We start from the raw sequence: 21,666 nt of genomic DNA on the forward strand, positions 1-21,666 counted from the left end.
GTCATTTGATAGTCTGTAGGTCGGAAAAGTAATCTCATACAGTTAAGCTTGAAAATGCATCTGTCCCAGCTTATTCTGTCCTTTATATTGGAATTAAAATCAAAGAGGAAGTGGGAAAGAATCCTACTTCCTTTTTGCTTTTTTTTCTTAAAAAACTTGACAAAGAAGTTGACAAAGTGTATGATATTAACCAGTTAATAAACCAGTTAATAATGAGTTAAGGAGATGTTATGAAACGAGCTTTAAAAATCTCAGTATGCCTTAGCCTGCTGGCCCTGGCCTTGTGTCTCTGGGCTTGTCAGTCTCAAAAGGAATCCAGTCCATCCAGTACGTCGCAAGGATTGAAGATCGTAACCAGCTTTTATCCTATTTACTCCATGGTTAAGTCTATATCTGGCGATCTGAATGACGTGCGCATGATTCAGTCTAGCAGCGGTATTCATGATTTTGAGCCTTCAGCCAATGATGTAGCAGCCATCTATGATGCAGATGTCTTTGTCTATCATTCACGAACCTTGGAGTCCTGGGCTGGAGAGCTGAATCCCAGTCTCAAGAATTCCAAGGTTCAAGTCCTTGAGGCTTCTCAGGGAATGGAGCTGGATCGAGTCGCTGGCTTAGAAGATGTCCAAGCGGGAGAGGGAGTGGATGAGAAGACGCTCTATGACCCCCATACCTGGTTGGATCCTCAGAAGGCTTCTGAGGAAGCTCAGATTATCGCCGACAGATTGTCGGAGTTGGATAGCGACCATCGGGATACTTATCAGGCCAATGCCCGAAAATTTCAAGAAGAGGCCAAGGAGTTGACGGAGCGCTATCAGAAGATTTTTGATAAAGTGCCCAACAAAACCTTTGTCACCCAGCATACTGCCTTTTCTTATCTAGCCAAGCGATTCGGGCTGGCCCAGCTGGGTATTGCTGGTATTTCACCGGAGCAGGAGCCTAGTCCGCGCCAGCTGACAGAGATAGAAGACTTTGTCAAGGAGCACAAGGTGAAGACTATTTTTGTGGAAAGCAATGCTTCTTCCAAAGTGGCTCAAACCTTAGTCAAGGCGACCGGTGTACAAATCAAGGAGCTGAATCCTATGGAAGCAGACCCGGCCAACAAACTATCTTATTTAGAAAATTTAGAAAAGAATCTAGCTGTTTTAGCTAAAGATTTGAAAGGATAAAGGAAAACCATGAAAAAGAAATATTTCCTTGCTTCAGCAGCTGTATTAGCTCTTGGTCTCGGAACTTACGGGCTTATCCAATGGCAAGTTCAACCTCGAACTCAGACCAAAGATAACAAAGTAGCCTATATTGAGGACAAGACTTCGGGTGACAAGACGGATAAAAATTTGACACCTGACCAAATCAATGATGAGGAAGGTATTGAAGCAGAGCAGATTGTCGTGAAAATCACAGATCAGGGCTATGTCACTTCCCATGGAGACCATTATCATTACTTTGATGGAAAGGTGCCTTTTGATGCCATTATCAGCGAAGAGTTGATTATCCGAGATCCTAACTACACGCTGCAGCAAGCAGATATTGTCAATGAGGTCAAGGATGGTTATATAATTAAGGTGGAGGGGAAGTATTATCTCTATCTCAAGGATGCCAAGCATACCAGCAATGTCCGCTCGGTGGATGAAATTGCTCGGCAGAAGAAGCTGCATAAGACCAAGGAAGAAGGCGATAGTGGCAAATCTTCCACAACAAAATCAAGCAAGACTCGAGATTTCAGCCAGCCCAGCAAGTCCTTAGCTGCAGGAAAGACAGCCGCAGACCTTGCAGGAGTTTCTTATCAAGGCAAAGGGGGATATAGGACGGATGACGGTTATACGTTCAGTCCCTCTGACGTCATCGAGGATACTGGCGATGGTTTTATCGTGCCGCATGGCGGACATTTTCACTACATTCCCAAGAGCGAACTGTCGCCAGCAGAATTGGCTGCGGCTCAGAGCTACTGGAATAGCAGACAAGCTGGCGGACGGGTGAATCCGCCTAACTACGGCAGGACGATTGCTTCTTCCGATACTTGGAATCAGAATAGTGCTATTAATCAGGGTGGACCAGTCTCAAATCCGACTCCACAGCTGCCAAATCATTCAAAGATTGAGCAGCCAAGTCCTGGCTTAGCGGTTACTCAGCCGAGTCCGTCCAATCTGCTCCAGCCGTCTCAACCATCTCAGCCATCCTTGCCAAGTTTGCTGCAGCAACTCTATGCCTTGCCTCAGTCTCAGCGCTATCACGAAGGGGACGGTGTGGTTTTTGACCCACTGAAAATCAGCCGTCGGACAGAAAATGGGATCGTTATCCCCCACGGAGACCACCATCATTTCATTCCTTATGACAAGCTATCAGACTTGGAAGCGAAGATTGCCCGCTTGATTCCTATTGGATATACTTACCAGCCGCTGGGCGATCCTCTGCAAGCTTTGAAGCCTCAGCTACCATCACAGCCTGATCACGACCATGGTTTTCATGCGGAGGCTGTCATTGGCAAGGACGACCAAGGCTATATGGTATCGCATGGAGACCATGCTCATTACTTTTACAGGAAAGACTTGACCTCTGAACAGATTCAAGCAGCTGAGCAGGTCTTGGCCAAGCAGCAGCCAGCAAAACCTTCTGCAGCAGTCAATGATGCTGAACGATATTCTCGCGATGCCAGTGATGAGGAAAAGATTGCTTATATCTGCCAAACCTATGGCGTTCCCAAGGAGGCGGTTCGCATCTCAAATGGTTTCTTTGTCTTTAATAACCCTGACCAAGCCTATGATCCGACTCATATCCACCCCTATGCTGTCCGCAAGGAGCATGTCCGCATTCCTCTGGTAACGGGTAATGCAGAGCTGGACTTCATGAATGAGCTCTACACAACAGCCTTGCGCTCAGGTCTTTCGCCTTACAGTCTGCAGGTAGAAGATGGTCAGTTTGTCATTCCTCATGGCGACCACAATCACTATATCAAGATCCAGTCCAAGGGCGCAGCAGAAGCCTTGAAAAATCGTCTGCCTCAGATTCAATCTAAGTATGAGCAGGGCGATTATGATGAGGCCGCTATTTTACAAAAGGTAGAAAGCCTGAAAGCGGATAGTCAGCGTCTTTATGCCGATAATCCCGTCATGCAGCGGCGGATTGAGCTTGCTTTGGGGCAGTTTGTAGAAACCATGAAGAAGCTGCCTAGCAACTCAACAGCTGGCTACCTGAGCAGTCTGGATAACTTTGATAAGCAGTTTATCCATGTGGATCAGACGGTCAAGCCAATCCAAGAGACCGAGCTAGACAAGACCTATCAAGGGCTTTTGGAGAGAATGAACCGGCTTGATACGGATAGCTATGGGCTGAAGAAAGCTGACTTGCTGCAGCGTCTGCAAAATGCTTATGCTGGCCAGAATCAAGCTGAAATGGCAGAGCTTGGACAATTACTATCCGCTTTAGAAGATTATCATGATCGGACAGGTGTCACAGCGGTTGATTATATGCGTTATTTCTACCAAGCTTTGGAAGATGGACGTTTGAGCCCTGAGCTGCGCAGAAAAGCGGCTGGGCTGACCTTGACACTCTATAAGTCCCAAGCCTTTATAGAAGCGACCAATCTTCAGCAGCTTTTCCCTGCGCTCTATCAGACTAAGAAAGAGATTGCAGCTGCCCTTGCTAGCGGTCAGCTTTCTCCGTCCTCTGAAAAGACAGAGCTGGATCAGGGAGAGCCAGATCAGCCAACCTATAAGGCCATGATTTATGGCTTTTTGAAGGGGATTTATGATGATTTTGGAACCTCGGATGATAGTGAGAAGAGTGCTCAAGCCCTTGTCTTCCTTGGAAAAGCGCAGGAACTGCTTGGAGAAGTAAAGAACCAAAACAGCCGAGCAGACTATGCAGCTAGAATCTTAGAACTAGGCAAGGAATTAAAGAGCAGCAGCTCAGACAAGCAAGCTCTGCTGACAGCAAGTCAGAAGCTTTTAGATCAGATGAGCCGGACTATTGCTGGACAAAAGGAAGAGCTGGCTAATACGGAAAATCAGGAAGTTTATCAACAGCTTTATAATCTACTCATGTCTATCCATCAGTATTTGGAAAAGAATCAAGGAAGTGAGCAGCAATACCAGCAGCTGGACCAGCTTTTTGATAAGCTTGGACAGAGAGCTACTGACAAGAAAGAGCTGCTCAAGGAAATCTTGGCCTTCCAGCAGTCACTCGTCCATCCTGAGGGGTCAAGCGACTCTGATTCTCAGCATAGGGACGATGATGGCTATCATTTTAATCTTCAGGATATGGTTGGAGCGGACGAGCAAGGCTATCGGGTAGCCCATCTGGATCACGAGCACTATATTTACAAGAAGGACTTGTCAGAAGCCGAGCGTCAAGCAGCAGATGCCTATGCGGTGCAAAAAGGCTTCCTGAAAGCACTGGCTGAACAACCTGCTTCTGGTCAGGTATCAAGCAGCAGTGCTCCAGAAACTGCGCAAAATGGCAATCTACCTTCCGAATCTACCACTAGAGAAGCAGCTCAAAACCAATCTGACAAACCAGCAGAAGCTTTGACAGCAACAAACCCAATTGGTCAATCAAGTTTAGCAGCGAGTTTTGGCATGACAGAGGAAGCATTCAACCAGAAATTGCAGGAGCTTTCTCAGCTCTACGGTGTCAGCCCAGATACTTTCAGCTATAATGTAGCAAGCAGAAGCATCAGCTTTACAGGAGCTGACGGCCAACTGAAAACTGTTCAGATTAGCTAAGCTTACATTTTGATGTAAAACAAGAATAAAACGAATGATGAAGATCAAGCCAAGTCTAAGACCATCATTCGTTTTTGATTTTGACACCCCTATACTTATTTGCATNATATTGTGTTAAAATAAACAGAGAACAGTAGTATGCTAAAGCAAGTTCAGAAGGAATTTCTTGAGGACCTTCATAAACAACGTGAGGAAGAAAATCAGAATAATAATCAATAAGGCTGGGAATAAGTTGAAATTTCATTAACTTAAAAGAAGACGCTATATGGCAATAAGAGGAAAAATGATGAAAAGAGATAATATATTCATAGAAGAAAAAATTAATGAATTAATTAAAATTAACAACTCATCAATTGATGAGTTGGTTGAAGAATTGGAAAAATTAAAGCAAGGTATAAATCCCTACAAGCGTCCGATAGAAAAAGTTATCAGATCAGTACAACTTGATAATTCTGTTTGCCAAAAAGAGAATATGATAGCCACCTACACTGCAGGCTACTCTATTGAGAAATTCAAAGAAGAGTACCTTAAATTTGTTGATAGCCTTCTCCCTGTTTGGTTTAGTAATTCAGGATATGATGAAATGATCTATGCCCTTTCCATTGGGATTCTTTTAGAGATTGACGAAGTGACTTTTGATAAATTGGTGGATTTAGTCAAAAAGGATGATCCAGAGGACTATTTGATTGATTATCTAATCCAGTATCGTCATCCAGATTGGAAGATTCGGATAAACTATAATTTCCCAAGACCCTATGGCTTTACTCGAAAGATCATCGAGGAAGAAAATTCTGAAAATGCCGTAGCTCTTCTGAAAGAATATCTGGAGAAAAAATGGTATCAGGGAAGCAGAGATGAAGGCTGGTATGATTTGCATAAGCGGAATATTGATAATTATTATGGCTATTGGTCCTTTGAATCAGGCGCTATTTGCAAAATCAAGGGCTTGGATTACAAGGAATTGGAAGGTGTCCCGTATTTCCCTTATGATTTGGTTGCTGAAGGAGCGAAAGACTAGTGTGTGCTAAGAGATATTTAAGTGATAGAATTAGTGGCTTACAGAAGTAATGGCCGTACCCTTTATAAAAACGAACAAACAAAATTAAAATCAACAGAGGAATGAGAAAGGTAATAAAAAATGAAAACGATTTATTTAAGTCAAAAAGACATGTTGGAAATCTGTCAAGATGGTGATAAGTATTTCTTGCGTTATCCAACTTTTAATATTACCTGCCCAGAAGTGATTAGAGAAATTCCCAAAGAAGCTGCAGATAGTTACATGTCGGGAGAACATACTGGCAAAGAGTTGATGACTTATGCGCAATATGGTTTTTGGAAATCTAAAAAACAGTATACACGAGAAGAATCTGGTAAGCTCTTCATCGAAGATCATCCTTCCTTTATTTTGAAAAATCCTGAAAATAGCCGTCCTCTTTTTACAGCAGAAGAATTTAGACAAATCGCCACTCAAGCCATCTCTTCAGAACTAAAGCCAACTGAACTTGATGCTATTGGTACAGTTGATAATCATTTGGAGCTTCTTCTAGTGGATCCAGTTGACTGGCAGGAAGAAATAGAGGCAGTCCATCTGGAAATTCTGCAGGAAAAAATTAACAACTATATCTACTTCCTCGAAAGTAAGCAGTATGTGGCACGATACGGTGATAACTTTGATAAAAAAGTCATCAATATCACCTTTCAATACTCCCCTTCTGACAACGGATTAGCTTTTCTAGCTGCTGCTCAGAAGACATTGCAGAATACGGATATGAGTTTGAAGATAGAATTGCCGGAGTGAGAAAAAACCACAGAAATTCCTCGTGAAGTTCTGTGGTTTCGTTTTTACTCTTGATAGGAAACAATGCCGATGATGGTATCGACAGCGCGTTCCATGGTTTCTAGGCTGACATATTCGAAGCGGCCGTGCATGTTCTCGCCGCCGGCAAAGAGGTTGGGAGTCGGGATACCCATAAAGGAAATTTTAGAGCCGTCAGTTCCGCCACGGATAGGCTCGATGGCAGGTTGGATGTCTAGGCTTTCCATGACTGCTTTGGCGATATGGATAGGTGTCATGTCCTTTTCAATGACCTGCTTCATGTTGTAATACTGGTCTTTGAGGGTCAGGATAACACGCTCGCTTCCCAGCTCTTGGTTCATCTTATCAGCAATGGCCTGCATAGAAGCTTTGCGATTTTCAAAAGCCTCTGTCTCAAAGTCGCGGACAATGTAGCTAGCTTGAGCTTCTTCGACAGTACCGATCAGGTTCATCAGGTGGTAGAAGCCTTGGTAGCCCTCAGTCTTCTCTGGCCGGTCGGCTTCTGGCAGCTGGTTGTGGAAGTCAATAGCCAGCTGGAGAGCATTGACCATCTGGTCTTTAGCAGTTCCTGGATGGACATTGAGGCCTTGGAAGGTCAGCTCTGCTCCAGCAGCGCTAAAGGTTTCGTACTGGAGCTCACCTAGAGGTCCGCCATCCACTGTGTAGGCAAAGTCCACATCGAAGTCTTCAGCGTCAAACTTATCAGCCCCGATACCGATTTCCTCATCCGGTCCAAAGCCAACTCGAATTTCTCCATGCTTGATTTCTGGATGGGCAGACAGGTATTCGATAGCAGTCATGATTTCAGCAATACCTGACTTGTCGTCTGCTCCCAAAAGAGTGGTTCCATCAGTTGTAATTAAGGTTTGGCCCTTGTATTTATGGAGACTGGAAAAGTCCGCAGGATCTAAGTTAAAGCCAGATTGCCCCAGCGGAATCACTCCACCGTCATAATTCTCAATGACCTGCGGCTGGATGTTTTCCGCGTTGAAATCCGCCGTATCCATGTGGGAAATAAAGCCAATCTTGCGGGTAAAGCTAGGGTCGTTGGCTGGCAGAGTTCCAATCGCAAAGCCGTTAGGCAGGTAGTAGACATTTTCCAAGCCAACCCTCTTCATTTCAGGAATGAGGACCTTGTTGGCAAAGTCCACTTGACTCTGGGTGCTGGGTGTAGTAGTAGATGTCTCGTCTGAGCGCGTGTTGACCTTGACATAGGTCAGGAAACGCTCTAAAAGATTAGGATATTTCATAAATGCTCCTTTTTCATTTCATTTAAATCTATTTTAGCATATTCAGGAGAGAGTGAGAAATGTTTTTCGTTTCTTGGGTATAAAGGCAAAATCTAGCAATTAGTTTTATATCTTGTCAAAATCTGGTAAACTATATCTATGCAAATGGAAAAAATAATCAGCAAAGCTGTGATTTTGGGGGCTTCGGGAGGTATAGGTCGTCAGCTGGCTATAGAACTGGCTCAAAGGACAGACCAGCTGGTCTTGGTTGGCAGAGATGAAGCTAAACTCACTCAGTTGCAAGAGGACTTGTCTGGGGTTCAGGCCAAGCTTTCCTGCAGAGTTTTGGATTTGCTGGATGCAGCTGCGGTAGATGATTTTGCTCAGCAGCTAGATGCGGATCTACTGATTAATTGCTGCGGTCTGGCTAATTTTGGTCCAGCGCTATCTCTTTCGGAAGCTGATGAAAAGGCTCTCTGGCGGGTCAATTACCAAGCGCCGATTCGACTGATCAAGCAAGTTGCGGAGCGCAATCGCAAGATAAGGCTTGTCCAGCTTTCCTCTCTGGCAGCCCTTTGTCCCCATCCTTATCTGGCAGCATACAGCGCCAGTAAGGCCGCTTTGCAGACTTACTGTCTAGCCTTGCAAGAAGAGCTGCGCCTCAAAGGCTCTGAAGTGACAGTTTGTTGTTACATTTTAGGACCGGTTCAGACTGCTATCTTTCCTCCAGAGCTGCAGGATGCTTTGGGTGGAAGTCAGTTGCAAATGAGCCCGGAGATAGCAGCACGACGCATCATCAGACTCCTTCAGCAAGGCTGTTCCTATGCTATAGTGGGCAAGAGATATCGACTACTGGCTTGGCTCATGAAGTTACTTCCACAAAGATGGATTATCCGTTTGATTGGCGCTTATCTACGAAAGGGGCTTTGATCATGAAACTTATTTTTTTCTTGCTGGCTGCTGCCTATTTGCTTCTCTTTATCTTGCGTTGGCTCTTATCTTTGGCTTATTTGAAAAAAGGGCAGAGCTCTTCATCGGACTTTCAAGAGGAGCTTTATACGGTGGTCCAGCCCATCCTATCTGGTGACCCTCGTTTGGAAAATGACTTACTAGCCAATCTCCGGCAGACAGAAGCAGTGGAGTTTTACTGGCTGATTGATCAGTCTGATCCAGAGGCGCAGCGAGTGGCTGATAAGATTTGTCAAAATCCTTCCTATGCCCAGCGTATTCGCGTTTTTCTCATGGGGGATGTCCCCCAGGGGATTAATCCTAAGAGTTATAAAATTGAGCAGATTATAGATGGGCTGACCCGGCCATATCTGATTGTTCTCGATGACGACAGTGTCATTGATTTTTCAAAAATGGGAGAGTTGACAGATTATCTAGGTGAGAGTGTTATTTTGACCGGCATTCCCTATAATCAAGAGCGAAGCAATTTCTGGTCCAAGCTAGTAGCAGCTTTTGTCAATGGAAATTCTTTCATTACCTATTTTACCATGGCAGAAGTTAAAGCTAATCACTCGATTAATGGAATGTTCTACATCCTGCCACTTGAACTGGCTAGGGAGCAGAAGCTCTTCAGTGCTATAAAAGACTATCTTTGTGATGATTTGGCTGTAGCGGATTTTCTGCGCAGCAAGGGAGTGGAGATTATCCAGACGCGGGTGACTTGTAATGTTCGGACTACGATCAAGGATGCCAAGCAATATCTGCTGCAGATGAAGCGTTGGCTGCTTTTTAGCTCTATCTATTTGAAGGAGCACTTGGACTGGAAGGTTATTATTTTAATTGTTCTGCCTAGTTTTCTGCCCTTTCCTGCCTTGCTCATTGCTTTCTTTCTTGGCTGGCCTTTTGTACTTCTGTCTTTGCTTTTTCTCTTTGTCAAAGCGGTTTGGATGCTGGCTTATCGCCGCCTTATCCTAACTGCTCGGCCGCATCCTGATGAGGTGTTTTACGAGGTACTGAATGACTTACTCTTGCCTTGGCTTTTCCTCTATGTCTTGCTCAGTCCGCGGGTGATTAACTGGCGGGGAAGAAAGATTCGAGTGACGGATGGGAAAATCCGCTATGAGTAAGATGAAGCAGTACTTGGATAAGTTGGATGCTTTGTCGCCAGACAAAACCTTGCTAAAATCTAGCAAAGTCTTGCTTTTTCTCAGTGGCAGCAGTCATTTGGAATGCGCTAGTCTGACTGCAGGCCAGCTTGAGTTTCTTGACCAGATTTGTCCACCAGATTTCTCAGTGGTTGCTAGCAATTTTCCCTTTAATCAGAGATTTGAGCATGAGAGACAATCCCCAGTTTCCTTGCTGACAGCTTCCATTTCCAATATTCGTTACTATTGGCAAACTCTCTACAATTCTCGCTTTCAGGAGGCTTTGCAGCGTCACTTTTCTCCTTTACTGGATGTTGAGGATGCTGTCATTATCTGCAAAAGCTCGGGGCTCAATATGCTAACCCAGTGGCTGGAGGATTTGGGTGAGGAAAATCTGCCGATCAGACTGAGAGTGATTGCGCTGGGGCCTGTTTCACGGAGGCTCCTAAATCACAAGGATATTGACTTGCTGGTCATCAAGGGCAGGAAGGATATTTACAGCAGATTTTTAGATGGCCATCCAGCTGATGTGATGGTGGATAGCAACCATTTTGATTATGAATACAGGGAAGATGTGAAAGGATTAGTTTATGACTGGATTAGAAAAAGTGATAAAGATTGATGTGATTAGTGTGCCTTTTAGTGGACATTTGCTGCCTACTTTGACCGTAGTCAAGCCTCTGCTAGCGGATCCGCGTTTTCAGATTCGGGTTATCACTGGCTGTCAAAAGAAAGAGTTAGTAGAGGAAATCGGTTTTGACTGTCTGGCACTCTTTCCAGAAAGACCGACAGTGATGGAGGACATCGCCAATACACCGCAGCAAAGCACTCCTTTGATTACCTATCAGCAGTTTCGAGCCAATTCTAGACTAATTCCAGAAGTTATAGACGAATTAAATCGAATTTGGCAAGAGGGCAGCAAACCGGATTTGGTCATAGCAGATTTTGTTGCTTCGCCAGCGGGAATGATTTCTGATCGCTTTGGCATTCCCTGGATAACTACGATTCCGAGTCCCGTTGCGATTGAGTGCCGGACGACAACTCCGACTTATTTGGGAGGTTGGAAACCTCATCAGGGTGTCTTGTACAAGTTCAGAGATGCCTTAGGCAGGCAAGCTATTCGTTGTGGAAAGAAAATGGCCTTTGCTTTAGTCCGGAAGAGTTTGGGAGACTATCAAGATTTTAAACTCTATCGGGAAGACGGTACAGAAGCCATTTATTCGCCTTACTCTATCTTAGCTTTGGGCATGAAAGAATTAGAATTTCGAGAGGATTTTCCTAAGCAGCTTCGCTGGGTTGGTTACAAATGCCTGTCCTTTGATCGCCTGCCTGCAGCCCATGAGTCTTATTTTGAGACCGAAAAGAAGCGGGTTTTAGTGACTTGCGGCACGCATTTGAAATGGGAGAAGGAGCGCATGGTGGAGCGAGCGAAAAAGCTAAGCCAACTCTACCCAGATTATCTCTTTTATGTCACCTTAGGTGAAGCTAGTGGCTTGGGAAATTCTCCGAAGAGACTTGCTGAAAACCTGCTGCTCTTTGACTATCTGCCCTATACCGATATTTTGGACAAGATAGATTTTGCCATTCATCACGCAGGGACGGGTATCATGATGGCTTGTATCGAGCATCAGATTCCCAGTCTCATTTTGCCACAGGATTATGACCAGTTTGACAATGCCGTTCGTGCTGAGCTGGCCCAAGTGGGACTGGTTTCTCGCAGAAAGAATGATGCAGAAGTGCTGCGCCTTTTTAAAGAATTGACAAATCGCACGGACTGGTCTCAGTTGAAAACTCTTGCCCAGCAAAGCAAAGAATATCAGTCTACAGAGATTCTCTATCAAGAGCTGGGGTGCCTGCTTAATATTGATTTATAACTGGAGAATTCAACAAACTATTAAAGTATGTCTCCAACATTAAAATATCTGAATTATTAAATTTCCCTATTCTTTTCAAGGAATAGGTTTTTTGGTCTATTCAAGTCTTTTTTAAGATGTTAAAATGAAAGTGATTACAAGAAAGTCGTTGGAAAGTCAACTTGGCTTTCTCTGAGTGACAGAAGAGGAAAGATGATGAAGAAAGCAATTCTAATGATGACTTTTGGCTCGCCAGNGGAGATTAGCTTTGAGGGAGTGGCTGAATTTTTCACCAATATTCGCCGCGGTGTCAGGCCGCAAGACCATGAGATTCAGACCCTCTATGATAACTATGTCCTCATCGGTGGAACGCCTCTGCAGCGTATTAGTCTAGAAGAGGTGGAAAAGGTCCGTCAGGGTTTGTCTGGTGAGTATGCGGTTTATTTTGCCAATAAATTCTCACGTCCTTTTATCCCAGACGTGATCGAGCAGATGGAAGAGGATGGTATTGAGGAATGTATCTGTTTAATCCTAGAGCCTCATTTTTCTTACTATTCTGTCATGGGTTATGAGAAGTTTATCCAGAGTGACTCCATCCGCTTTAATATCATTAAGGAATGGTATCAGGAAGAAGCTATTCTTGGTTATTGGGCAGAGGAACTGAGAAAGATTCTTACAGAAGAGGTTGGAGAAGAGACCTTCAAGATTTTCTTTTCAGCCCACAGTGTGCCTATTCTGGCCTTGGATTTCGGAGATCCTTACATTGATCAGATTTATGACAATGCCCGTTTGATTGCTGACAGGTTGGGTTTGACAGAGGAGGATTATCTCAATGTTTGGCAGAGCGAGAGTGACATTGGGCTCCCTTGGATCAAACCTGATGTACTGGACTACATGCGCCAGCAAGAAACACATCCGCAGCATTATATTTTTGTGCCGATTAGCTTTATCAGTGAGCATATAGAGGTTCTTTTTGACAATGACGTGGAGTGCAAGGAACTTTGCGAAGATTTGGGTGTTGCCTATCATAGACCGCCTATGCCCAATGCAGATGACCGTCTAATTGATGCCCTGATTCAAAGTATCCGCCGCCATGAGCATGAACCCTTCAAAGAATGTTTTCCAGAAGAAGAAACCTTCGATGAATTACAGCCATCGGAGGAGAGCAGCCAAATTCTTGCAGAGGATGCAGAGCTGAAAATGCCAGATTTCGTCAAGAAGCTAATTGAGAAAAAGGGGCGTGAGAATGTTAAGATGCCGTATTTTGTCAAGAAAATGCTGGAGAAAGCAGGAAAGCTGCCCAAGAGTTGATTGTTCATATTCGTTGATGACTTTATAAGATTATTCTAGAAGGAGAAAACCGTGAGACTTTGGCACCAAGATTTAATTGAAAAACTTCCGCGCCAGCAGCTTTTAGGTCAGCACCGAGAGTGTGCAGCCTTACGTGGTCGAGGGTGGGGCAAGCCGCATGCGACGGTCAACTATGTTTTTGAGCACAGTCCTTATTGCCTCTATTCTTATCACCTGCTGATTATGGAGGAGATGCAACGACGGGGCTATCAGCCGGACACCCTTTGGCTGGATAAGGACTACCGTGGCAAGACTTGTCCACCTTACCAGCAGTTGCCAGCTGAGGAGCTCGAACATCCCATTTATCCTGAGCATGACGCAGCCTATCTGCAAGAATGCTTGGAAAATCTTAAGGAGAAAGGAATAGATATTGCCTGATTTCCAAGTGCCAAGACGGCATAGTATTAAAAATATAGAACAAAAAGAGGAAGAGACAGTGCTCTTCCTTTTTGACTTTTATGAGTTCAAAATAAATTTCTCAATAGCTGTAGCGACCCCATTTTCGTCACAGCTGTCTGTGACGGCATCGGCTAGGCTTTTGACATAGTCTGAAGCATTGCCCATGGCTACACCGAGACCTGCATATTCCAGCATCTCGATGTCATTGTTGGCATCGCCGATTGCCATGATTTCCTGAGGCTTGACGTCCAATTGTTTAGCCAATCGCTCTAGGGCAAAGGCTTTGGTCACACCGGCTGGCATGGCCTCGTAAATGACTGGCTGAGAACGAACGCCGCTGAAACGCTGGCAGATTTCTTGGCCAAAGTCGGCTTCAAAAGCATCTACCTGCTCTTGGCTGCCTAAAAACATAGCTTGAAACATTCTGTATTGACCGCTGCATGCCTCTTCCAGACTAATCTCGGTTGGACTAGTAAAGACTAAGCTAGCGTCATTCACAACATAGGAACTGGCTTTTTCTCCGACGACGAAATAATGCTCTTCATCAAAGAGAGTCAGCTGTACAGGGCTATTTTCAGACAGGCTGTAAAGATAGCGAATATCCTGACCGCTCAGCTCTTGCCAGTCCACCAAACTCCAGTCGCTGGTCTGATGTGTAGCGCAGCCATTGTCCACGATGACATATTCGTTTTCTTGTGCAAGGCCCAGCTTGTTGTAATAAGGCTTGACGCCGACCAAGGGGCGACCTGTACAAAGAACCAATTTGACTCCTTTTTCAATAGCTTGGTGCAGAGCTTCGATGTGAGCCTGGGGAATTTCTTTTTTGCTGTTGAGCAAGGTGCCGTCCATATCAAGTGCAAGAATTTTAATCATAAAGTGTCTCCAAAATTATTCTGTGATAAGTATAGCATAATTTACAGAGAAAGTCCGAGTCTATAGGAAAAATCACTGGTCTTGTGTTATAATAAATAGAATACCCTAAAAGGATGAGAAAAATGAATTTAGAAGATTTGAAAAAACGTCAGGAGAAGATCCGCAATTTCTCCATCATTGCCCACATTGACCACGGAAAATCAACCTTGGCCGACCGGATTTTGGAGGCGACGGAGACGGTTTCCAGCCGGGAAATGCAGGCCCAACTTTTAGACAGCATGGACTTGGAGCGGGAGCGCGGCATCACCATTAAGCTCAATGCTATCGAGCTCAATTATACCGCCAAGGACGGCGAAACCTATATCTTTCACTTGATTGACACACCGGGACACGTGGACTTTACCTATGAAGTATCGCGGTCATTAGCGGCCTGCGAAGGGGCTATTTTGGTCGTGGATGCGGCTCAGGGGATTGAAGCTCAGACCTTGGCTAATGTCTATCTAGCGTTGGATAATGACTTGGAAATCTTGCCAGTCATCAATAAGATTGACCTGCCAGCTGCGGATCCAGAGCGGGTGCGGGCAGAGATTGAAGACGTGATTGGACTGGATGCTAGCGAAGCCGTATTGGCTTCTGCAAAGGCTGGCATCGGAATTGAGGAAATTTTAGAGCAGATTGTGGAAAAAGTTCCAGCTCCGACTGGAAATGTAGAAGCACCGCTCAAGGCCTTGATTTTTGACTCGGTCTATGACGCCTATCGTGGGGTAATTCTGCAAGTGCGGGTTATGGACGGTGTGGTTAAGCCGGGGGATACCATTCAGCTCATGAGCAATGGCAAGACCTTTGATGTAACAGAGGTCGGTATCTTTACGCCCAAGGCTATTGGACGTGATTTCTTAGCGACAGGGGATGTTGGCTATATCGCAGCCTCTATCAAGACGGTACAGGATACTCGGGTCGGAGATACAGTGACCTTGGCGGATAATCCAGCTGCAGAGCCACTAGCCGGCTACAAGCAGATGAACCCGATGGTCTTCGCCGGTCTCTATCCGATTGAGTCCAATAAATACAACGATCTGCGTGAGGCGCTTGAAAAGCTCCAGCTAAACGATGCCAGTCTGCAGTTTGAGCCAGAAACATCTCAGGCATTAGGATTTGGTTTCCGTTGTGGCTTCCTGGGCTTGCTGCACATGGACGTCATTCAGGAGCGTTTGGAGCGTGAGTTTAATATTGATTTGATCATGACGGCGCCATCCGTTATCTATAAGGTCAATATGACGGATGGTGCTTCAATTGATGTGTCCAATCCGAGCGAGTTTCCGGATCCGACCAAGATTGATTCCATTGAGGAGCCTTATGTCAAGGCGCAGATTATGGTACCGCAGGAATTTGTCGGAGCGGTGATGGAGTTGGCTCAGCGTAAGCGCGGTGACTTTGTGACCATGGATTACATCGATGATAATCGGGTCAATGTCATTTATCAAATCCCACTTGCTGAAATCGTCTTTGACTTCTTTGACAAGCTCAAGTCCTCTACTCGTGGCTATGCTAGCTTTGACTATGAAATTTCTGAGTATCGCTCGTCCAAGCTGGTGAAGATGGATATTCTCCTCAATGGCGACAAGGTTGATGCTCTCAGCTTCATTGTTCACAAGGAATTTGCCTATGAGCGTGGTAAGCTGATTGTAGACAAGCTTAAGAAAATCATTCCTCGTCAGCAGTTTGAAGTACCCATCCAGGCAGCCATCGGACAGAAAATCGTGGCTCGGACAGACATCAAGGCCCTGCGTAAAAATGTCTTGGCCAAGTGTTATGGTGGTGATGTTTCTCGGAAGCGCAAACTCCTAGAAAAACAAAAAGCCGGTAAAAAACGGATGAAAGCTATCGGTTCTGTCGAAGTCCCACAAGAAGCCTTCCTCAGTGTCCTGAGTATGGATGAGGAATAAAGTCCGGTGGACTTTATTCGCCTAAGCCCTGGATTATAAATGCGAAGGAAAAACCAGTTAATGTTTTTCACCCGAGCTAGGAAATAGGAGTGTGAGTCAAATCTTGGATAAAACGATTATCATGATAGTAGCCATAAGTTTCTTTATTGGGCCTTACAAATTTAGTTTTATACCTATTCTATCGACGGGAGAAGAATATTCAGAAAAAATGTACTTCTAAAATTTCAGGTATAGTGGTTGATTATGATAACCGTAATGAAATGGTTATTCCTTTGCCTGTTGTAGAATATATCGTGAATGGGACAACATACAGAAAAAAATTTGAATATGCTTATTATGTAGAAACTCCTAGGAAGAAAGAGCAAAAAGATGTCTTTGACAGGAAATATATTCTTAGCGCTGGAAAGAATTTACAGTTAAGAGAAATATTCCCAAAAGGCTTGGCCATGACGGTTTATTATAATCCTGAGAAGCCTGAAAAAGCCTTTGTAGAACGTTATGCAGGCCTTGATAGAATCTTTAGGTTGCTAGTAATAATCTTTTCCATAATTGGTTTTGTTCTTATCGCAATAGTTCTAGTAATTTCCTGTTAGAGTTGCTACTTATTTGAAACTAGTTTGCTCATTATTCTGCATTTTCAGCTATGAAATGCCCTAGTCTCAAAAATGTCTTCTAGCTTTCCTGATAGTCTTGGTAGCTTTATCTCTTGTTACTTATAGTCTAATGAAAATTATAGCAATCATAAATCGTCAAATTTTAATTTTGCTTCACAAAAATATAGTAACAAATCAGAAAAAACGTTCGACTGCTATCAAATCTAAGTAAAAAGACTTACAAAAATTTGTAGGTCTTTTCTTGAAATCCGAACGTTAGGAAATCTTTTTTTGATTTTACTTGACATTTTCTGAAATAGGAATATGATAAAATGTGAACACTGCATAAGACAAACCTTGTGCGTGTTCGAAAATAATAGAGCGTTGCATCCGTAAGTCAATTTGACACGGCTCTTAAAAAACAAAAGGAGAAAGAATGAATACTTATATCCAAAAGAAAATCGCAAACATGAAGCTGACGCTTTCTGAAATGTCTGGTGGCTACAAACGAATGGTGACTAGCATGAAGAAGCTCGGCTTTTCTGGTACCTTGAAACTTATCTGGGACGATTTGTTTGCTCATCGCAGCCTAGGTCAATGGGTTTATCTCTTGATTCTAGGGAGTTTTCCGCTCTGGCTGGAGCTGATATATGAACATCGCATCGTGGATTGGACGGGGATGATTTGCAGTCTGACTGGGATTATCTGTGTGATCTTCGTTTCTGAAGGACGGGCTAGCAATTACCTCTTTGGTTTGATCAATTCTGTGATTTACTTGATTTTGGCTTTGCAGAAAGGCTTCTATGGCGAGGTCCTGACGACTCTTTACTTTACCATCATGCAGCCGATTGGACTCTTAGTGTGGATTTATCAAGGTCAGTTTAAGAAAGAAAAGCAAGAGTTTGTTGCTCGTAAGCTAGATGCCAAAGGATGGACAAAGTATCTATCGCTTAGTGTGCTTTGGTGGTTGGTCTTTGGCTTGATTTATCAGTCTGTGGGTGCCAATCGTCCTTATCGTGATTCAATCACAGATGCGACAAATGGAGTAGGGCAAATCTTGATGACGGCTGTTTATCGCGAACAGTGGATTTTCTGGGCAGCGACCAATATTTTTTCTATTTACCTCTGGTGGGGTGAAAGTCTTCAGATTCAAGGGAAATATCTGATCTATTTAATCAACAGCTTGGTCGGATGGTACCAGTGGAATAAGGCTGCTAAAAAAGCATAGTCCTATAAACAGAAAAGAAATTGGATGCGACAATGTCTCTCTTTCCTTTCGTCCTAAAAATATGGTAAACTAGTATTAGTAAAATTTATTAGATTTAGGAAGGAATGACCATGAAAAAGAAGTACTTTCTGCTCTCCCTGATAATCTTAGCCGGCCTCTCCCTGTCCTCTTGTAGCCTTATTAAGAGCTATAGCAGTCGGAAAGCATCTGATTCTTCCAGTCGGGTTTCCCTGAGAGATGACAGCGATACAAGTAGTAGCAGTCGTAAAGAAAAAGATTCGTCAAAGACAACTGGTACGCAGCGGGTTGGTTCTGATGATTATGGCTATATTAGTATTCCTGATAATTGGATTAAGTTTACAGATGTAGATGGTGGCGACAGCGTCCAGTATACGGATGGAAGTGGCTATAATATTGTCACGATGAACGCTTATACGAAAGAAAAAGCCAATATCGGAGAAGGTGAAGAATTCAACGCCGAAACCATTGCCCAACGCATTGCTTATCACTGGAAGGATAATAAGGAAGTCGATGATTTTTGGGGAGCAAAGAGTACCGTAGCTGGAAATGAAGCCTTTCAGATTAATGTTGTTTTAAAATCCACTCAAAATCTAACGGTTTGGGTCTTCAAACAAGGCGATAAGGTCTATATGATGTCCTTTGAGGGCGATGAAGATACTCTGTATGAGTTTATCCCCTATATCGAAGAAACTTGGAGCACTAGCAAAGACGGCGGGACAAGCATTTGATGATAACTCTCTAAGTTAATAAAAAGCAAATCTGAGACTCGTTCTCAGATTTTTTTGTGAGGTGGAGTATGTCATATTTTTGGGGTTTGATAACATTTAAGAGGGCCCATTTTATGATATAATAAAAACAATTTGAATACAGAAAGAAAAATATATGACTCAAGAAATCGACCTTGAAAAGTACCATCAGTTAGCTCTGCAGAAGCAGAAAGAGCACCGAAAATTTTTAGCCAGTCTCAAGAAAAAGCCACCAAAAAACCTCGATAAGCTTGCCCAGCAGATCCATGATGAGGTCTTTGAGGAGATTGACTGTACAGCCTGCGCCAACTGCTGTAAAACTCTGGGACCAGACTTTAAGGAAGCCGACATTGTCCGTATTGCCAAGTATTTCAAGATGAAGCTGCCGGCTTTTGAAGAGGAATTTCTGCAGGTGGACGAAGACGGTGACAAGGTTTTCAAGGCCATGCCTTGTCCTTTTTTAGGTGGAGACAATCTCTGCTCAATCTACGATGTCCGTCCCAAGGCCTGCCGTGAGTTCCCTCACACAGACCGCAAGAAGATTCACCAGATTAATCATCTGACAATCAAAAATACCCTGACCTGTCCAGCGGCTTATCTTTTTGTGGAGAAGTTGCGGGATAGGTTGTAGAATCCCCCTCTAAATCTTGTACAAAAATTCTAGGGCGGAAGTATCTTATATCTGTTAGACTATAGTTAGAATTGAACACGGCCTAAAAGCTGTGTGAAAAAGATAAAATTTTCTCGGAGCAGGAGCACCTCCGTTAATTTTCCTATTTTCACTTTGCTTTTAACGGTCTTAGTATCTTTTATGAGGTGAAAAANAATATGATGCATCAATTCAATCGAACCATGGAATATCTGGAAAGTAAGTTGGACGAAGAAATGGATTTGCAGAAATTCCAGCAGCTGTCAGGCTATTCATATGCTCTCTTTAGCAGGCTCTTTTCCATCCTGGCGGATATGACTTTAGCAGAATACTTGCGCAATCGTAGGCTGTCAGAAGCTGTGACGGACTTGCGGGAAAGCTCTGAGAAAGTCATTGATATAGCACTGAAATACGGCTATGAGTCTTCGGATGCCTTCAGCGCAGCCTTCAAGAAATTCCATGGTGCGACCCCCTCAGAAGTTCGAAATGGAAAACCTTATAGGGTCTTTCCTAGACTTCAATTATCCTTAAAGATTACAGGAGGAAAGAACATGGATATCAAGATTCAAAAGAAACCTGCTTTTACCGTGGCAGGTGTCCTATTGGAAGCTATTGACAATAGCCAGTGCCCGTCTGCATGGGAGCAGCTCTATGCAAATCACAGCTTTGAAAGCCTAGAAAGTCTGGGCAGTGGCCAATCCTTTGGTGTCTGCTCGGATGTCAAAGAAGGCGAAATCATCAACTATATGGCTACCTATGATGTGAAGAATAAAGCGAAAGCAGAAGAACTAGGTCTGTCAATCAAAGAAATCTCAGAAGCAGAATATGCCATCGTACCAGTCAAAGGCGCTATTCCAGCAAGCATCCACCATGCTTGGAAATATGTCTTGGAAGTCTTTTTCCCAGAAACTGGCTATCGCCACTCAGGAGCACCAGATTTTGAAGTTTACTCCGAGGGTGACATGTCCTCGCCAGACTATCAAATGGAACTCTGGATTCCTGTTGTGAAATAAAATGGTGATTGCAAGTCATTTTTTAGGTGTCGATTACAGAGGAGGATGATGCTATGCAGATATATTTTGGGGACGTTTCTCTTTGTTATACATATTCACTTGCGATGGCGTTGCATTCGTATGGTTATGATGTTCGCCCTGAGTTTTTGGAAGCCATTATGGTGATGGGAAATGGTTCTAGTATTATAAAGGAAGATGAAAAACACCCCTTAGTCTTCTTTGATAATGGGATGCCAGATAGTTCTATCAGCCATTCTTTAAACATTCTGGGTTTTACATATGATGAATACTATATAAAGGATTCAAATGCGGTGGATCTTCTCTCTATCAGAGAGATTTTCAGTAAGTTCTTGCTCAGCGGGCCAGTTGTTCTTGGCCCTTTGGACATGGGTTATCTCACTTATAATCCCAATCACATTCATTTGTATGGGGTGGACCATTTTGTTTCAGTTTATGATCTAGATGATGAGTTCATCTATTTCCATGATCCAGCAGGTTTTGCTTGTATGAGAATGACTTTCTCAGAATTTTCGAAAGCCTGGGAAGCTAAAAATATCGACTATAAAAGAGGTTCTTTCTCCATGTGGGGAAACTTTAAAAAAATCAAATCTCCAACTTCCAAAGAGATTTATCAGAAAACATCTATGCTGATGAAGCAACGATATGAGCACGGCGAGGAGAATGTGATAACAAGATATGCTAAGTCGGTAGCGGACAATGGTTTGAATGAAGAACAAAAACATCTTCATCAATACTTTAGTTTCAAATTAGCTTCTATCAGAAATCTATACATGAGTAACTTCTTAAAAGACCACGATACGGTCAGATCTGAACTAAAAGAAAATTTAGCAAAGTTGTTCGGCCAAGCTCATCTATTTTGTATCAAGGAGGATTATCAGAAACTGTCAGAAGTCTTGTATGATATTGCAGCGCTAGATAATAAGTTTAGAGATTTGTGTATTCACTATAAAGAAGAGTAGAAGAAGTGAGAAAAACGAAGATGCTGTTTGGTAATGCAGCAGGATTGAAAGAAGGGATAGCAGACTATCAAATGGAACTCTGGATACCTGTGGTGAAATAGATTAGAAATCAGCCGTTTATTTTTGAGCGGCTGATATTTTTGTAGCTTGTGG

At 43.5% G+C, this 21,666-nt stretch carries 19 protein-coding genes; 17 read left to right on the forward strand and 2 right to left on the reverse strand.

Annotation, left to right across the window (positions count from 1 at the left end; genetic code table 11):
* The first annotated feature begins 230 nt into the window (after positions 1-230).
* From D8886_RS08115 to D8886_RS08130, 4 genes are all read left to right on the forward strand, one after another.
* Positions 231-1,169, forward strand: a complete 939-nt coding sequence (locus tag D8886_RS08115) for a metal ABC transporter solute-binding protein, Zn/Mn family (RefSeq protein ID WP_125435026.1) — start codon at positions 231-233, stop codon at positions 1,167-1,169.
* Between the two features lie 9 nt (positions 1,170-1,178).
* On the forward strand, positions 1,179-4,724 hold the full coding sequence (locus D8886_RS08120) for a pneumococcal-type histidine triad protein (RefSeq protein WP_125435028.1): 3,546 nt from the start codon (positions 1,179-1,181) through the stop codon (positions 4,722-4,724).
* Positions 4,725-4,989: 265 nt separating this feature from the next.
* A complete protein-coding gene (locus D8886_RS08125; RefSeq protein WP_002909579.1) occupies positions 4,990-5,742 on the forward strand; it encodes a PoNe immunity protein domain-containing protein in 753 nt (250 codons plus the stop codon).
* A 120-nt stretch (positions 5,743-5,862) separates the two neighbouring features.
* Entirely contained in the window at positions 5,863-6,522 is a 660-nt protein-coding gene (locus D8886_RS08130) for a DUF6572 domain-containing protein (protein ID WP_002909580.1), read from the forward strand.
* A gap of 44 nt (positions 6,523-6,566) precedes the next feature.
* Here D8886_RS08130 and pepT read toward each other — a convergent pair whose 3' ends face one another.
* Positions 6,567-7,790: a peptidase T gene (gene pepT, locus D8886_RS08135; protein WP_002909581.1), complete on the reverse strand. Its 1,224-nt coding sequence runs from the start codon at positions 7,788-7,790 to the stop codon at positions 6,567-6,569.
* A 138-nt stretch (positions 7,791-7,928) separates the two neighbouring features.
* On the opposite strand from pepT, the gene D8886_RS08140 reads away from it, so the two are divergent.
* The 6 genes from D8886_RS08140 to D8886_RS08165 all read left to right on the forward strand — a co-directional run bounded on the left by D8886_RS08140 (position 7,929) and on the right by D8886_RS08165 (position 13,443).
* On the forward strand, positions 7,929-8,699 hold the full coding sequence (locus D8886_RS08140; protein ID WP_004186623.1) for an SDR family NAD(P)-dependent oxidoreductase: 771 nt from the start codon (positions 7,929-7,931) through the stop codon (positions 8,697-8,699).
* 2 nt (positions 8,700-8,701) lie between these two features.
* On the forward strand, positions 8,702-9,844 hold the full coding sequence (locus D8886_RS08145) for a glycosyltransferase (RefSeq protein WP_004186625.1): 1,143 nt from the start codon (positions 8,702-8,704) through the stop codon (positions 9,842-9,844).
* The gene (locus tag D8886_RS08150) at positions 9,837-10,484 is read left to right on the forward strand and encodes a hypothetical protein (protein WP_004186628.1); all 648 of its coding nucleotides are present in this window, start codon (positions 9,837-9,839) and stop codon (positions 10,482-10,484) included. The genes D8886_RS08145 and D8886_RS08150 overlap by 8 nt, the downstream gene beginning before the upstream one ends.
* On the forward strand, positions 10,453-11,736 hold the full coding sequence (locus tag D8886_RS08155) for a glycosyltransferase (RefSeq protein ID WP_125435030.1): 1,284 nt from the start codon (positions 10,453-10,455) through the stop codon (positions 11,734-11,736). Before D8886_RS08150 ends, D8886_RS08155 begins: the two co-directional genes overlap by 32 nt.
* A 195-nt stretch (positions 11,737-11,931) precedes the next feature.
* A complete protein-coding gene (gene hemH / locus D8886_RS08160; protein ID WP_185761281.1) occupies positions 11,932-13,026 on the forward strand; it encodes a ferrochelatase in 1,095 nt (364 codons plus the stop codon).
* A gap of 51 nt (positions 13,027-13,077) precedes the next feature.
* Complete coding sequence (locus D8886_RS08165; protein WP_009659510.1) at positions 13,078-13,443, forward strand: TIGR02328 family protein; 366 nt, start codon at positions 13,078-13,080, stop codon at positions 13,441-13,443.
* Positions 13,444-13,521: 78 nt separating this feature from the next.
* Here D8886_RS08165 and D8886_RS08170 read toward each other — a convergent pair whose 3' ends face one another.
* Positions 13,522-14,337: a Cof-type HAD-IIB family hydrolase gene (locus tag D8886_RS08170; RefSeq protein WP_125435034.1), complete on the reverse strand. Its 816-nt coding sequence runs from the start codon at positions 14,335-14,337 to the stop codon at positions 13,522-13,524.
* A gap of 122 nt (positions 14,338-14,459) precedes the next feature.
* On the opposite strand from D8886_RS08170, the gene lepA reads away from it, so the two are divergent.
* The 7 genes from lepA to D8886_RS08205 all read left to right on the forward strand — a co-directional run bounded on the left by lepA (position 14,460) and on the right by D8886_RS08205 (position 21,513).
* On the forward strand, positions 14,460-16,283 hold the full coding sequence (gene lepA, locus D8886_RS08175) for a translation elongation factor 4 (RefSeq protein ID WP_032908149.1): 1,824 nt from the start codon (positions 14,460-14,462) through the stop codon (positions 16,281-16,283).
* Positions 16,284-16,516: 233 nt separating this feature from the next.
* A complete protein-coding gene (locus D8886_RS08180; protein WP_260469507.1) occupies positions 16,517-16,876 on the forward strand; it encodes a DUF3592 domain-containing protein in 360 nt (119 codons plus the stop codon).
* Between the two features lie 436 nt (positions 16,877-17,312).
* On the forward strand, positions 17,313-18,104 hold the full coding sequence (gene pnuC, locus D8886_RS08185; RefSeq protein ID WP_002895303.1) for a nicotinamide riboside transporter PnuC: 792 nt from the start codon (positions 17,313-17,315) through the stop codon (positions 18,102-18,104).
* A 104-nt stretch (positions 18,105-18,208) separates the two neighbouring features.
* Positions 18,209-18,853, forward strand: a complete 645-nt coding sequence (locus D8886_RS08190; protein WP_125435037.1) for a hypothetical protein — start codon at positions 18,209-18,211, stop codon at positions 18,851-18,853.
* Positions 18,854-19,007: 154 nt separating this feature from the next.
* Positions 19,008-19,502, forward strand: coding sequence for a YkgJ family cysteine cluster protein (locus D8886_RS08195; RefSeq protein ID WP_125337189.1), 495 nt, complete (start codon positions 19,008-19,010; stop codon positions 19,500-19,502).
* 197 nt (positions 19,503-19,699) lie between these two features.
* Positions 19,700-20,533 (forward strand): AraC family transcriptional regulator, encoded by an 834-nt coding sequence (locus D8886_RS08200; RefSeq protein ID WP_125435039.1) that lies wholly within the window; start codon positions 19,700-19,702, stop codon positions 20,531-20,533.
* Between the two features lie 53 nt (positions 20,534-20,586).
* Positions 20,587-21,513, forward strand: a complete 927-nt coding sequence (locus D8886_RS08205; protein WP_125435041.1) for a YobF C-terminal domain-containing protein — start codon at positions 20,587-20,589, stop codon at positions 21,511-21,513.
* Positions 21,514-21,666: the final 153 nt, after the last annotated feature.

It is taken from the genome of Streptococcus sanguinis (genome assembly GCF_003943655.1).
Classification (GTDB): domain Bacteria; phylum Bacillota; class Bacilli; order Lactobacillales; family Streptococcaceae; genus Streptococcus; species Streptococcus sanguinis_F.